Here is a 14495-nt window from a genome sequence, read left to right as displayed (position 1 = left end):
GGGAACCGCCATGTTCACCAAGTTGTACATCGACGGCAAGTGGACCGACGCGAGCGACGGCCGCACGTTCGACGTGCTGGACCCGTCCACCGAGGAGGTGCTGGCCCAGGTCGCCGAAGCCACGCCGCAGGACGGTCTCCACGCGCTCGACGCCGCCGTCGCCGCCCAGCCCGCGTGGGGGAAGACCGCCCCGCGAGCACGCGCCGAGATCCTGCGCAAGGCGTTCGAGCTCGTGACCGGCCGCGTCGAGGAGTTCGCCCGGCTGATCACCGCGGAGATGGGCAAGCCGCTGGCCGAGTCACGGGTGGAGGTCGCCTACGGCGCCGAGTTCCTGCGGTGGTTCTCGGAGGAGGCACCGCGGATCTCCGGCCGGTTCACGACCGCGCCGGACGGGAAGAACCGTCTGGTGACGGTCAAGCGGCCGGTCGGGCCGTGCCTGTTCGTGACGCCGTGGAACTTCCCGTTGGCCATGGCGACCCGCAAGATCGCCCCGGCGATCGCGGCCGGGTGCACGATGGTCCTCAAGCCTGCCGAGCTCACCCCGTTGACCGCGTTGCTGTTCGCCGAGGTGCTGACCGAGGCCGGACTGCCGGCGGGCGTGCTGAACGTGGTCACCACGACCGATCCCGGCGCCGTCACCGGTCCGCTGATCCGCGATCCCCGGCTGCGCAAGCTGTCGTTCACCGGCTCCACCGCGGTGGGCAAGAAGCTCATCGCGCAGTCCGCGGACCAAGTGTTGCGGGTCTCGATGGAGCTCGGGGGCAACGCGCCGTTCCTGGTCTTCGAGGACGCCGACGTCGACGCCGCGGCCGACGGGGCGGTGCTCGCGAAGCTGCGCAACGGCGGCGAGGCGTGCGTGGCAGCGAACCGGTTCCTCGTGCACTCCGACGTGGTGGAGGAGTTCACGGCGAAGCTGGCGGAACGCATGAAGACCTACCCGCTGGGCCCGTTGGTCGACGAGAAGACCAGGACGAAGGTGTCCGAACTGGTCGACGACGCGGTCGGCGGCGGCGCACGGGTCGTCCTGGGTGGCAAGGCACCGGAGGGCAAGGGGTTCTTCTACGAGCCCACGGTGCTGGTGAACATCGCGGAGGACGCCCGGCTGCTGTCCGAGGAGATCTTCGGCCCGGTCGCGCCGATCACCACCTTCGACACCGAGGACGAGGCCGTCCGGCTCGCCAACGCCACCGAGTACGGCCTGGTCTGCTTCGCCTACACCCGCGACCTCGACCGGGGTCTGCGGCTCGCGGAGACGCTGGAGACCGGGATGCTCGGCCTCAACACGGGCATCGTGTCGAACCCCGCCGCGCCGTTCGGCGGCGTCAAGCACTCGGGCATCGGCCGTGAAGGCGGTGCCGAGGGCATCGAGGAGTACCTCGAAACCACGTACGTGGCCGTGTCCGACCCCTTCGGGAGCATCTGATGGACTTCGGGTTGGACCTCTTCTCGTTGAAGGGCAAGAACGCCGTCGTCACCGGCGGCAACACCGGGCTGGGCCAGGCGTTCGCGCTCGGCCTGGCCGCCGCCGGGGCCGACGTGTTCGTGCCCAGCCTGGTGAACGACGACGGCGAGACGCAGGAGCTCGTCGAGGCGCAGGGCAGGCGGTTCGCGGGGATGACCGCGGACATCACGGCACCCGGCGCCTGCGCCCAGGTCGTGGACGCGTGCTTCGAGCAGTTCGGGTCGGTCGACATCGTCGTGAACTCGGCCGGCATCAGCCTGCTCGACGACGTGGAGGGCTTCGACCGCTCCAAGTGGGACCCGATGGTCGCGGTCAACCTGACCGCGGCGTTCGAGCTCGCCCACGAGGCCACCCGGTACATGATCCCGCAGCGATCCGGGAAGATCATCAACATCGCGTCGCTGTTCTCGTTCCTGGGCGGCAGGCAGTCCCCCGCGTACGCCGCGACCAAGCACGGCATCGCCGGGTTCACCAAGGCCTACTGCGACGAGCTGGCGCAGCACAACATCCAGGTCAACGCGCTGGCGCCGGGCTACTTCGCCACGAAGATCACCGAGGCCACCCGCGCGGACCCGGCGACCAACCAGCGGGTGGTCGACCACATCCCGGCCGGCCGCTGGGGCGACCCGAGCGACCTCATGGGCGCGCTGGTGTTCCTGGCGTGCCGCGCCTCCGACTACGTCAACGGCCACACGCTCGTGGTCGACGGCGGTTATCTCGTCCGCTGACTCTCCTGAAAGCAGAGCCATGTTTCCTGCACCGCCGCCCTCCGTCCCGTCCGCCTCCGACCTGAGCCGCGCCGAAATCGTCGCCGGCCTCACCGCCCTCCTCGGCGCCGGCCGGGTCGTCACCGACGACCAGGAGCTGAAGGACGCCAGCGTCGACAGGTTCCGCAAGTACACGTCGGTGCACGGCATCTTCACCGGCCCGATCCCGGCCGCGATCGTCAAGCCGGGCAACACCGGCGAGGTCAGCAAGGTGCTGGCGTTCGCGAACGAGCACCGGGTCAACGTCGTCCCGCGCACCGGCCGCACCGCCACCGAAGGCGGTCTGGAGACGCTGGTGGAGGACACCGTCGTGCTCGACGGGTCCACGATGGACGCCATCGTCAAGATCGACCCGGTCAACATGATGGTCACGGCGCAGTGCGGCGTTCCGTTGCAGCGCCTGGAGGACGCGCTGCGCGAGCAGGGGCTGACGACCGGCCACTCGCCGCAGTCCAAGCCGCTCGCGCAGATGGGCGGGCTCGTCGCGACCCGGTCGATCGGCCAGTTCTCCACGCTGTACGGCGGGATCGAGGACATGGTCGTGGGCCTGGAGGCGGTGTTCCCGGACGGCACGGTCAGCCGGATCAAGAACGTCCCGCGCCGCGCGGCCGGTCCGGACGTCCGCCACGTCGTGATCGGCAACGAGGGCGCGCTGTGCGTGATCACCGAGGTCACCGTGAAGCTGTTCAAGCACCAGCCCGAGCACAACCACTACTTCGGTTTCCTCACCGACGACTTCGGCGACGCCGTCGAGCGGTTGCGCACGCTGATCACCGACGGGTACCGGCCGTCCGTGTGCCGCGTCTACTCCCCCGAGGACGCGAACCAGCACTTCCGTCACTTCTCCCGGAACAAGAACGTGGTCGTGCTGGTCGCGGAAGGCCCGGAGGGCATCGCGCGGGCCACCGCCGAGGCGATCGAGAAGACGTTCGCCGGCACCGAGGCCGTGGACCCGAAGCTGGTCGTCGACTGGTTCGACAACCTCAACTGGGGCCAGGACAAGATCGACGCCGAGAAGCGCGCGATGCTGGAGACCCGGCACCTCGGCTACACCACCGAGGTCTCGGTCGACTGGTCGAACGTCACGCCGCTCTACGACGCGATCATGACCCGCGTGCGCACCGAGTTCCCGCGCTTCGGCGACCTCACGATGCTGGGGGCGCACTCGTCGCACAGCTACCAGACCGGCACGAACCTCTACTTCGTCTACGACTACGACATCACCTGCGAGCCCGAGCAGGAGATCACCGAGTACCACATCCCGCTCAACGCGATCATCGTCGAGGAGGCGCTGCGGCTCGGCGGGTCGATGGTGCACCACCACGGCATCGGCAAGTACCGCACGCCGTGGACGCGCGAGGAGCACGGCAGCGCGTACTCGCTGCTGGAGGTGCTCAAGCGCGGGTTCGACCCGAACGGGATCATGAACGCCGGCACGATCTTCCCGGTGTCATGAGCTACCTGATCGCGATCGACAACGGCTCGCAGAGCACGAAGGTGTCGATCGTCGACGAGCTGGGCCGGGTGCACGCCTCGGCCCAGCGGCCGCTGCGGCCGTACGAACACCCGGTCCGCGGCCAGGTCGTGCATCCCGGTGACGACGTGTGGGACTCGATCGCGGAGGCCTGCGCCGAGGCGATGCGGCGGTTCACCGGCGCACCCGGTGAGATCGCCGGTGTCGGCCTGTGCACGATCCGGTTCTGCCGGGCGCTCCTCGACGAGGACGGCCGGCTCACCGAGCCGGTGCTGAGCTGGATGGACGACCGGCTGGGGCAGCCGCAGTGGGACGACCCGGCGATCCGGTACGTCACGACCTCCTCGGGGTACGTGACGCTCCGGCTCACCGGCGAGCGCCGCGACACCGCGGGCAACTACGAGGGCATGTGGCCGATCGACCACGAGACGTGGCGCTGGCCGGACGGTGGACCGTCCTATCAGGACACCGGGATGCGCCGCGAGCAGCTGTTCGAGCTGGTCGGCCCCGGCGAGGTGCTCGGGCACGTCACCGAGGACGCGGCCGCGGCGACCGGGCTGCCCGCCGGGCTGCCGGTGTTCGCGACGTCCAACGACAAGGCAGTCGAGGCGCTCGGCAGCGGGCTCGGCGACGAGCTGCTGGTGTCGCTGGGCACCTACATCGCGGCGATGACCACTGGCGCCCACCACGTCGTGGACCCGGAGGCGCGGTTCTGGTCGAACTTCGGCTCGGTGCCGGGCCGGTACCTGTACGAGAGCAACGGGATCCGGCGCGGCATGTGGACCGTGAGCTGGTACCGGCAGCTCGTCGGCGCGGACCTCGGCGACCTGGAGACCGGTGCCGCCGCGGTGGAACCGGGCTGCGGCGGGCTGATGACCGTGCTCGACTGGCTGGCGCCCGGCGACCACCCGCACCGGCGCGGCGCGCTGCTCGGGTTCGACGGCACGCAGGGCCGCTTCCACCTGTACCGCTCGATCCTGGAGGGCATCGCGTTCACGATGCACCGGCACAGCACGGCCATGGCCGACGCGCTGGGGCGGCCGTTCACGGAGCTGGTCGTCTCCGGTGGCGGGTCGCGGTCCGATCTGATGACGCAGATCTTCGCCGACGTGTTCGGGCTTCCCGTGCGGCGCACCGGGATGAGCGACGCCGCCGGGCTGGGCGCGGCGATCTGCGCGGCGGTCGGCGGCGGCGTGCACCCCGACTGGGACACCGCGGTGAAGGCGATGGTCACGACCGCGGACGTCGTCACGCCGTCCCCCGCCGCGCAGGCCTACGCGGTGCTCTCCCGGGAGCACGCGCGGATCACGGAGTTCACCGATCCGCTTTTCGTATCTCTGCAGCGGAACCTTCGTCCTTGAATGCGTAGCGACCGCGTACGCGGCGGTCTCCGGTCTCCGCTAGGTTCCTCCGGGTCCTGGCCGAGGAAGTGCATTCGAGGGTGAACTGGTGCTGCCGGAAGCGGCGTTCGAACGGGCGAGAACGGGAGCCGGTCAGCTCTTCGCGGTCACGCGACCGGCGGGAGCCGAACGGACGCGGGACCTGGTCCAGGCGGCGGAACTGGCGCGCACGCACGGGTTCGCGGTCACCTGGGTCGGGTGCCGCGCGGACGCGCCCGCGTTCTGGCCGTGGCACGCCGTCGTCGCCGGGCTGGGCGGGGACGCGTCCGCGCTCGACGGCGATCCCGAGGTGTGCGCGAGGAAGGTCCTCGACCTGCTGTCGGCCGGGCCGGCGCTGGTCCTGGTCGACGACGTCGACGTGGCCGGCGAGGAGACGTTCCGGCTGACGCAGCTCGTCGCCGGCGGCGTGCACCGGCTGCCCGTCGTCCTCGTCGTCACCTCGACCGGCTCGACCGCGCTCCACGACACCGTGCGGCTGGTCGAACGCGCCCACGCCGTGCTGGCCGGGGGAAGGATCACCGAGGCGCGTGACCTGCTCGACCAGGCGGCGCGCGAGGGCGACCCGGAGGCGGCGCTCGGGCTGCCGGGCATGTGGGTCAACAAGTACCGCGGCAGGGCCGACCGCGCGCTCGCGACGGCCCGGTTGCGCGAGGCGCTGGCCGCGGAACCGCCGGAGCCGTTGCGCACGCGGCTGTCCGTGCGGCTCGCGGCGGAACGGGCTTACGAGCGCCGTGAGACCGAGTGCGCGCTGGAAGCGTTGGAGGAGGCCAGGAACACGGGCGACTCGCGGACCCTGGCCGAGGCGTTGTCGCTCGCGCACCACGCGTTGTGGTCGCCGGAGCACAACGCCGCCCGGCTGGCGCTGGCCGGTGAGCTGATCACCGTCGCCTCGGCGGCGGGGCTGGACCTGCTGGCGCTCAGCGGGTTGTGCCGCCGCACGCAGGACCTGTTCTGCCTGGGCGACCCGCACGCGGAGCGGTCGCAGGTCGAGCTGGCCCGCCGCGCGGCCGGGTACCCGGGGCTGCTCTTCTACCACGCCGCCATGGACGTGATGCGCACGATCCGCGCCGGGCGGTTCGACGAGGCCGAGCACAAGGCGCTGGCCTGCCTGCGGATGGGCCTGGCGGCGGGAGACGTGGACGCGGAGACGTTCCACAGCTCGCACCTGTTCGCGATCCGGTGGTTGCAGGGCCGCGGCGGCGAGCTCGCCGACCTGGCCGAACAGGTCACCCACTCGCCCACGCTGCCGGACCTGGAGTTCAGCTTCGAGGCGGCGCACGCGTTGCTGGCGCTGGAGGCCGGGCAACCGGACCGGGCGCGGTCGGCGCTGGACCGGCTGACGATCAACGGGCTGGCGGCGGTCCCGTTGTCCAGCACGTGGATCGTGTGCATGTTCGGCGTGGTGCACGTGGTGGCGGCGCTGGGCGAGGCGGAGACCGCCCGCGAGGCCTACCGGTTGCTCGAACCGTTCGCCGCGCAGCCGGTCGTGCCCGCGACCGCGATCGTCTGCTTCGGCTCGGTCGAGCTGCTGCTCGGCATCGCCGCCACGACGTTCGGCGACACCGCCCTCGCGACACGGCACCTGGAACGCGCGGTCACCACCAACATCCGTCTCGGCAACCGGCCGATGACCGCCTGCGCCCGCGCGGAGCTCGCGCAGGTCGTCGGCGGGGACCGCGGCCGGGCCTTGTTCGACGCCGCCGTCGCCGACGCCGCGGAGATCGGCATGACCGCCCGCGCCGCAGCGTGGGCGCGCTCCCGCGACGGGCTGGCCGGCCGCGTCACGATCCGCAGGGAGAGCGGCTGGTGGGTCGTGGCCCACCACGGCGCCGAGGTCCACGTCGAGGACCTCGTCGGCATGCGCTACCTGGCGCGGCTCGTCGCCAACCCCGGCGCGGAGATCCCGGCGCTGGAGCTCGTCGGCGGCGAGGACAGCGGCAACCAGCCGGTGCTCGACCCGGAGGCCCGCACCGCCTACCTCGCCCGGATCCGCGACCTGCGCGCCCGGATCGACGAGGACCCGTCGCCGCGGCTGGAGGCCGAGCTGGAGGCGCTGCTGAGCCACCTGGAACGCGAGACGGGCCTGGGCGGGCGCGGCAGGAACTTCGCCGGCCCCGCCGAACGCGCCAGGACCGCGGTGCGCAAGGCGATCCGGCGCGCCATCGACACGATCGCGGCGACCGAACCGTCCACAGCGGACGCGTTGCGCTCGGCCGTGACCACCGGCTACCGCTGTGCGTACCGGCCCGGCGGATCTTGACCACCGCGCGGCCGCCGGTTCGCCACCGCGGTCCGGCACGCTGGAGGTCAGGAGGCGCCGAGCACCTCCGCCCACGGGTCCTCCGGCCCGTGCCACCCGGTTCGTGACCGGTCAGTGCCTCCGAGGGGGCGGCATTGGCCGGCAGCACGACCAGCGTCGCGACCTGTCCCCCAGCGCGGGTCGCGGCGCACCCGGCCGGTCGCCCGCGGAAAGCGGTACCCCAGAACGCGACGCGACCGGTCTCGCCGGAGAGGACACCGCGGCTCGCACCCCCGACACGGGCCGCGGTGTTCAGGCGCAGCCGGCCAGCACGGCGGCCTCCCTGCGGCGCAACGCGTCCCCCGGCTCCATCCCGAACTCCTCCACCAGCAACGCGCGCACCCGCCGGTAGGTCCGCAGCGCGTCGCCCGGCCTTCCCGCCCGGTGCTGGGCCTCCATCAGCAGGTCCCACAACGACTCCCGCAACGGGTACAGCGCCACCAGCCGTTCCAGCTGCCCGATCGCCTCCGCGTGCCGGCCCGCCAGGCACAGCGCCGCCGCGTGGCTCTCCTCCGCGAACGCCAGCTCCTCCCGCAGCCGCACGACCTCCGCCGCCGCCCACCCCTCGACCGGGCAGTCCGCCAGCGGGTCCCCGCGGTGCAGCGCCAGTGCCGAGGCGTACCTCCCGCGCCGCACGTGCCCGTCGAACTCCTCCACGTCGACGACGACCCGCGCGGGGTCGAGCACGTACCCCGGTTCACGGGTCAGCACGACACCGGGAGCTCCCGCCAGCTCCAGCGCCCTGCGGACCTTCGCCACGTGCCCCTGCAGCGTCTTCGTGCCCGTCGGCGGCACGTCCTCGCCCCACAGGCCGTCGACCAGCGCCGATCTCGACACCAGCCGCCCGGTTCTCAGCGCCAGCAACGCGAACACCGCCCGCCGCCGCGCCCCCGTGAAGCGCACCGGGCCGAACGGCCCGTGCACCTCCAGCGGTCCCAGCAACCGCACCTGGATCCTCATCACCATTCCCCTCCCCTTGGACGTGAGAAGAGGCGTGCCGCCGGTGTGCCGCACGACGGCACACATCACGGCGGCATCACCGTGAGGTCACGGCGGCATATACCGACCGACCACTTGGTCGGTAGCGGTGGTTTGCTCGGGAGCATGGACATCGACGAGGCGATCGCGAGCCTGGACCTGCGCGGCAAGGTGCGGCTGCTGACCGGGTCCGCGCTCTTCGCGCTGCACGACGAGCCGCGCATCGGGCTGGCGTCGCTGAAGCTGTCCGACGGCCCGACCGGTGTCCGCGGCGCCGAGCTGCGCGGCGGCGTGATCGCCTGCGTGCTGCCGAACGCGACGCTGCTCGCCCAGCACTGGGACTCAGGCCTGGCCCGCGAGGTCGGCGAGGTGCTCGCCGACGAGGCCGCGGCGCAACAGGTGCACGTCGTGCTCGGCCCCACGATCAACCTGCACCGCACGCCGCTCGGCGGCCGGCTGTTCGAGGCCTACAGCGAGGACCCGCTGCTCACCGGCGTGCTCGCCGCCGCGTACGTGCGGGGCCTGCAGGACAAGGGCATCGCGGCGACGCCGAAGCACTACGTGGCCAACGAGTCCGAGACCGAGCGGCGCACGGCCGGCATGGTGCTCGACGAGAAGACGTTGCGCGAGCTGTACCTGCTGCCGTTCGAGATCGTCGTCGAGGACTCCTCGCCGTGGGCGGTCATGGCGGCCTACAACAACGTCAACGGCGTGCCGGCGACCGAGCACACCGAGCTCGTCGAGGGCGTGCTGAAGGGCGAGTGGGGCTTCGACGGCCTGGTCATGTCCGACTGGTTCGCCACGAAGTCCACCGCCGCCAGCGCAAACGGCGGCCTCGACCTGGTCATGCCCGGTCCCGGCGGGCCGTGGGAGGACGAGCTCGTCGCCGCCGTCGAGGCGGGCGAGGTCACCGAAGCGGCCATCGACGACCACCTGCGCCGGTTGCTGCTCCTGGCATCGCGCACCGGCGCGTTCGGCGGTGAACGCACGTGGCCCACCGGCCTTCCCGCGCCGGACAGCGAGATCCGGCGGGAGCAGCTGCGGAGGTTCGCCGCAGGCGGCATGGTGGTGCTGAAGAACTCGGGCGCGCTGCCGCTCGACGCCTCCTCCCGGATGGCGCTGATCGGCCGGCACGCACTCGACACCGTCGCCCAGGGCGGCGGTTCCGCCGGGCTGCGACCGCCGCACGTGATCAGCATCGCCGACGGCCTGGCCTCGCTGCTTGGCCCCGGGGTGTCCGTTGTAGACGGTGTGGAGGTCCGGCTGCGGTACGCCGCGCCCAAGATCCTGACGAACATCCGCGCCACGACCTACGACGCCGCCGGCGAGGTGCTGGCGTCACGCGACATGGAGATCGCGGAGCTCGCGGCGTACGGCGGGTGGGCGCAGGGTGCCGCGTCGATCGAGGTGTCCGGCGAGGTCGTGCTCGACGAACCGACGAGGCTGCTGGTCGGCGTGCGCGGGTTCGGCTCCTGGACGCTCGAGGCCGGCGGCGAGGAGCACTCCCCGCGGCTGGCCTGGGCGGACGGCATCGTCGAGGAGGCGCTGCTCAAGCCGCCGCACTGGACGACCGAGGTCCTGCTCTCCCCCGGTGACCGGATCACCGCCCGCGTCCGCGAGGCCAGCGCGCTGGTCGGCCTCATCGCCCAGCCCGTGCCCCGTCCGCCCGCCGACGCGATCGGCGCCGCGGTGCGGGCGGCCCGCGAGGCCGATGTCGCGGTCGTGGTCGTCGGCCTCACCGACGAGCAGGAGACCGAGGGCTTCGACAAGACCACGCTGGCGTTGCCGGGCGAGCAGGACGCGCTGGTCGCGGCGGTGGCGGCGGCCGCGAAGCGCACGGTCGTCGTGGTGAACGCGGCGACGCCGGTGCTGATGCCGTGGCTCGACCAGGTCGACGCCGTGCTGTGGGCGGGACTTCCCGGTCAGGAGGCCGGTGACGCGGTCGCCGCGGCCCTGCTCGGGCACGTCGAACCGGCCGGGCGGCTCGTCACCACGTTCCCGCGCACCGACGCCGAGGTGTTGCCGCTGGTCCCGGTGGACGGCGAGCTGAAGTACGACGAGGGCACGGCGATCGGTCACCGCGCCGCGGCCGACCCGTTGTTCTGGTTCGGTCACGGCCTCGGCTACACGACCTGGGAGTACGGCACCGCCTCACCGTCCACTGTGGATGGAATGGTCGACCGCGTGTCCGTCGAGGTCACCAACACCGGCGATCGTGCGGGCCGCGAGGTCGTGCAGGTCTACCTGCGACCGGCGGACGAACCGGTCCGGCTGGTCGGCTGGTCGCTCGTGGACGTCGCGGCGGGTGAGACCGCGCGGGTCGACGTGGAGTGCTCGGCTCGCGTGCAGCGGGTGTGGTTCGACGGCTGGCACCCGTTGCGCGGCGGTGAGGTGCTGATCGCCCGCGGGCTGGGCGACGTCCGCGTGACCCTGCCGGCCGGGCAGGGGTGACCCGTGTCGTTCCCACCCCGCTACCGGGCCAGGTCGCGCGTGGACGTCTCCGGTGAGGAGTCCAGGGCGAAGGCGGTGGCCGTCGCGACCGAGCTGTTCGCCCTGACCGGGTACCGGGGAACGTCCGTCGCCGCCGTCGCGGCGAAGACCGGGCTCTCGCAGTCCGGTCTGCTGCACCACTTCCCGAGCAAGGCGGCGCTGCTCGCGGCCGTGCTGGAGGAACGCGACCGGCAGGACGGCGCGTTCCTGGCCGGCGGCACGGCGCCCCCGCTGGGCTGGGCGGCGTTCGACGCGCTGACCGCGCTGGTGGCGCGCAACTCCACGCGGCCGGAGCTGGTCGGGTTGTTCGTGCGGCTCGCGGCCGAGGCGACCGACCCGGCGCACCCCGCCCACGCCTGGGTGCAGCAGCACTACGCGGGCATTCGGACCTGGCTGGGTGAGGCCGTTCGCACGGGCGTCGAGCGCGGCGAGTTCGCGGCGGACGCCCCGGTCGGCTCGATCGTGCGGACGACGGTGGCGGTGATCGACGGGTTGCAGCAGCAGTGGTTGCTGCAACCGGAGGAAGTCGCGATGGCACGCGAGTTCGAGATCTTCGTGTCCACGCTGCGGGCGCGCTGGCGCTGCTCCTGAAGGTCCTGACAGTTCCCTGAGCGCGTCGGCGCCGTGCACAAGGTGGTGGCCCGGATTCAGTCTGGGGGACCCGCCCGGGCCACCGGTCTTGTGAAGGTGGCCGACGTGCGCGGTGACTTTCACACGCCGGCCGGGTTCTTGGGGGAACCGGATCCGGCAACTGTGCCGACCCCCAAATCCCAGGTGTTCTCGGGCCTGGCGGCACAGGTACCGGCTCTGGGTGCAACGGTGCCAGGAGGCGTGCACAGATTTCGCCCAGGGCGTGCACAGACGGTCAGGATGTGCGCGAGGATGGCCGTACCGACCGTTCCCGATCATCGAGGAGATACCAACCTGTGGAGTTCCTGCTGCTCGGCTCGCTGGCGGTACGGCGGGAAGGCGCACTGCTGGAGCTGGGAGGACCGAGACAGCGCGCGGTGCTGACGATGCTGCTGCTGCACGCGAACGAGGCCGTCAGCGTCGCACAGCTGACGGAGGCCGTGTGGGACGTTCCGCCGGTCTCGCCCGAGTCGAACCTCCGCACCTACGTCGCCGGGCTGCGCAAGGTCGTCGGCGACCGGCTGGTCACCAGGCCCGGTCACGGCTACCAGCTCACCGTCGAGCCCGGCGAGCTGGACCTGGACGCGTTCGACGAGCTCGTGCGCGCCGGTGAGCAGGCGTTGGCGGACAACGACACCGAGGCCGCGGCCGAGGCGTTCGCCGGTGCGCTGGCCAAGTGGCACGGCATCCCGACCGCGGAGCTGAACGCGGGACCGTTGCTGCGCGCGGAGTTCACCCGGATCCAGGAACGCAGGCTCACCGCCGTCGAGCGCTACGCCAGAGCGGCGCTGGAGCTCGGCCGGTTCGACGACGTGATCGACCGGCTGCGGCGGGAGTCGGCGTTGCACCCGTTGCGCGAGGAGCTGTGGGCGCAGCTGATGCTGGCGCTCGACCGCTCCGGGCGGCGGGGTGAGGCGCTGGAGGCCTACGCGGCGGCGCGCAAGCACGTGGTGGAGCAGGTCGGCGTCGAGCCGGGCGCGCGGCTGCGCCAGTTGCAGCAGGTGATCCTCGAAAGCCGGGTGCCCTCGCCCGCGGCTTTGAACGCGCACCGCCAGCTGCCGATGGACATCGCCGAGTTCACCGGGCGCGAGGCCGAGCTGCGCAAGCTGTGCGAGCCGGGACCGCAGACCACGGTCGTGATCTCCGCGATCGAGGGCATGGCAGGGGTGGGCAAGACGAAGCTGGCGGTCCGCGCGGCCCACCGGCTCGTTCAGCGTTTCCCGGACGTGCAACTGTGGGCGGACCTGCACGGCTTCGACCCGGACGAGCTGCCTGCCGACCCCGCCGCCGTGCTGGAGAGCTTCCTGCGCCTGCTGGGCGTGCCGGGCGGGCAGATCCCCGAGTCGCTGGAGGCCCGCGCCGCCCTGTACCGGGACCGGCTGGCGGGCAAGCGCGCGTTGGTGCTGCTGGACAACGTCGCCGGCGAGGACCAGGTGCTGCCGCTGCTGCCGGGCAGCGCGACGTGCATGGTGCTGATCACCAGCCGCCGCACGCTGCTGCGCCTCGACGGCGTCCGGTCGGTCTTCCTGGACGTGTTCACGCCCGGCGAGGCCGTGGCGTTGCTGTCGCGGATCGCGGGAGCCGACCGCGTCGACGCCGACCGCGAGGCGGCCCAGCGCGTCGCGGAGCTGTGCGGGCACCTGCCGATCGCCGTGGCGCTGGCCGCGAAACGGCTCGCCCGGCGTCCTCAGTGGACGGTGCTGGACCTCGTGGCCCAGCTGGAACGAGGGGGCGGTCTCGGTGCGCGGGGCGTGTTCGACCTCTCGTACCAGGCGTTGCCGGAGAACCAGAGGCGCCTGTTTCGCCTCCTCGGACTCCACCCCGGCGAGGACGTCACCGCCGACTCCGCCGCCGCACTGGCGGGACTGACCGCGTACGAGGCGGGCGACCTGCTGGAGACGTTGCTCGACGAACACCTGCTGCAGCAGCACACCCCCGGCCGCTACGGCCTGCACGACCTGCTGCGCGCGTACGCCGTCGAGCAGGTCATGGCCGCCGAACCACCACCGGCCAGAGCACTCGCGCGGCGGCGGGTGATGGACTGGTACGTGCACACGTCGTGGCAGAGCGCCCAGCGGCTGAACCCGCAGCGCAAGCTGGAGATCGCCACCGCCGACCCGGCCGTGCACCCGCGCACGTTCGCCGACCGCGACACCGCGCTGCTGTGGTGCGACACCGAACGCGCGAACCTGGTGGCCGCCGTCCGCGACGCCGCCGAGCACGACCTGCCGGAGCACTCCTGGACGCTCGCCCAGTGCCTGTGGGACTTCTTCAACCTCCGCAAGCACTGGGCCGACTGGATGGACACGCACGAGGTGGCCCTGAACGCCGCCCGCGCGGCCGGCAACCACGTGGCCGAGGGCAGGACCCTGATCACCCTGGGCATCGCCCTGCGCGAGGTGCGCCGCCACGACGAGGCCGTCGAGTGCTACGAGAAGGCCCTGGCGATCTTCCGCGCGATCGGCGACCGCTCGCGCGAGGAACCGACCTGGAACAACCTCGGCATCGTCCACATGGTCGAGGGCCGCCCCGACGACGCGCTGGCGTGCTTCGAACAGGCCGCCGCCATCGCCCGCGACCTGGGCAACCTGCACTCGGAGGCGGTGACGCTGAACAACATCGCCCTGCTGCACGCCGACGCGGGCCGGTTCGACGTCGCACTGGCCCGCTACCTGCGCGCGCTGGAGATCCGGCAGGAGATCAAGGACCCGTACAGCGAGGCCATCCTGCTCAACAACATCGGCGAGGTCCACCGCGGCCTGCTCGACTTCCCCGAGGCCGTGTCGTACGTGGAGCGGGCCCTGGAGACGTTCCGGGCGATCGGCGACCTGTACGGGCAGGCCGAGTCGCTCGACAACCTGGGGCTGGCGCTGGACGGGCTCGGGGACCGGCGGGGGGCCGAGAAGTGCTGGCTCGAGTCGGTGACGCTGTTCGAGGAGCTGGGGGAGCCGAAGGCGGACGAGGTGCGGGGGCGGCTCTGAGGCCGGCGGGGCGG

9 protein-coding genes are annotated in these 14495 nt (G+C 72.3%); 8 read left to right on the top strand and 1 reads right to left on the bottom strand.

What is annotated here, in order from left to right; all coding sequences use genetic code 11:
* Positions 1–10 precede the first annotated feature (10 nt).
* From ACFWV3_RS07015 to ACFWV3_RS06995, 5 genes are all read left to right on the top strand, one after another.
* Positions 11–1423, top strand: a complete 1413-nt coding sequence (locus ACFWV3_RS07015; protein ID WP_382409175.1) for an NAD-dependent succinate-semialdehyde dehydrogenase — start codon at positions 11–13, stop codon at positions 1421–1423.
* On the top strand, positions 1423–2190 hold the full coding sequence (locus ACFWV3_RS07010) for an SDR family oxidoreductase (protein WP_382409173.1): 768 nt from the start codon (positions 1423–1425) through the stop codon (positions 2188–2190). The genes ACFWV3_RS07015 and ACFWV3_RS07010 overlap by 1 nt, the downstream gene beginning before the upstream one ends.
* Before the next feature lie 19 nt (positions 2191–2209).
* Positions 2210–3685, top strand: coding sequence for an FAD-binding oxidoreductase (locus ACFWV3_RS07005; protein ID WP_382409171.1), 1476 nt, complete (start codon positions 2210–2212; stop codon positions 3683–3685).
* Positions 3682–5064: an FGGY-family carbohydrate kinase gene (locus ACFWV3_RS07000; protein ID WP_382409169.1), complete on the top strand. Its 1383-nt coding sequence runs from the start codon at positions 3682–3684 to the stop codon at positions 5062–5064. The genes ACFWV3_RS07005 and ACFWV3_RS07000 overlap by 4 nt, the downstream gene beginning before the upstream one ends.
* An 88-nt stretch (positions 5065–5152) precedes the next feature.
* Positions 5153–7363, top strand: a complete 2211-nt coding sequence (locus ACFWV3_RS06995) for a hypothetical protein (protein ID WP_382409166.1) — start codon at positions 5153–5155, stop codon at positions 7361–7363.
* Positions 7364–7654: 291 nt separating this feature from the next.
* Here the strand turns inward: ACFWV3_RS06995 and ACFWV3_RS06990 are convergent, their stop codons facing one another.
* Positions 7655–8362 carry a BTAD domain-containing putative transcriptional regulator gene (locus ACFWV3_RS06990; RefSeq protein WP_382409164.1) on the bottom strand — a complete coding sequence of 236 codons (708 nt, stop codon included), beginning with the start codon at positions 8360–8362 and terminating at the stop codon, positions 7655–7657.
* Between the two features lie 144 nt (positions 8363–8506).
* On the opposite strand from ACFWV3_RS06990, the gene ACFWV3_RS06985 reads away from it, so the two are divergent.
* The 3 genes from ACFWV3_RS06985 (at position 8507) to ACFWV3_RS06975 (ending at position 14481) form a co-directional block, all read left to right on the top strand.
* Positions 8507–10831: a glycoside hydrolase family 3 C-terminal domain-containing protein gene (locus ACFWV3_RS06985; protein WP_382409162.1), complete on the top strand. Its 2325-nt coding sequence runs from the start codon at positions 8507–8509 to the stop codon at positions 10829–10831.
* Positions 10832–10834: 3 nt separating this feature from the next.
* Complete coding sequence (locus tag ACFWV3_RS06980; protein ID WP_382409160.1) at positions 10835–11461, top strand: TetR/AcrR family transcriptional regulator; 627 nt, start codon at positions 10835–10837, stop codon at positions 11459–11461.
* A 335-nt stretch (positions 11462–11796) separates the two neighbouring features.
* Complete coding sequence (locus ACFWV3_RS06975; protein ID WP_382409158.1) at positions 11797–14481, top strand: BTAD domain-containing putative transcriptional regulator; 2685 nt, start codon at positions 11797–11799, stop codon at positions 14479–14481.
* The last annotated feature ends 14 nt before the right edge of the window (positions 14482–14495 follow it).

The sequence above is a fragment of the Lentzea sp. NPDC059081 genome (assembly GCF_042738015.1).
In the GTDB taxonomy this organism is placed as follows: Bacteria; Actinomycetota; Actinomycetes; order Mycobacteriales; family Pseudonocardiaceae; genus Lentzea.
This window is presented reverse-complemented; position numbering and strand designations above follow the sequence as displayed.

Excerpts from the sequence above, each read along its gene's own strand:
- ACFWV3_RS07015 (WP_382409175.1), top strand. The coding sequence starts at position 11 with ATGTTCACCAAGTTGTACATCGACGGCAAGTGGACCGACGCGAGCGAC.
- ACFWV3_RS07010 (WP_382409173.1), top strand. The coding sequence starts at position 1,423 with ATGGACTTCGGGTTGGACCTCTTCTCGTTGAAGGGCAAGAACGCCGTC.
- ACFWV3_RS07005 (WP_382409171.1), top strand. The coding sequence starts at position 2,210 with ATGTTTCCTGCACCGCCGCCCTCCGTCCCGTCCGCCTCCGACCTGAGC.
- ACFWV3_RS07000 (WP_382409169.1), top strand. The coding sequence starts at position 3,682 with ATGAGCTACCTGATCGCGATCGACAACGGCTCGCAGAGCACGAAGGTG.
- ACFWV3_RS06990 (WP_382409164.1), bottom strand. The coding sequence starts at position 8,362 with ATGAGGATCCAGGTGCGGTTGCTGGGACCGCTGGAGGTGCACGGGCCG.
- ACFWV3_RS06985 (WP_382409162.1), top strand. The coding sequence starts at position 8,507 with ATGGACATCGACGAGGCGATCGCGAGCCTGGACCTGCGCGGCAAGGTG.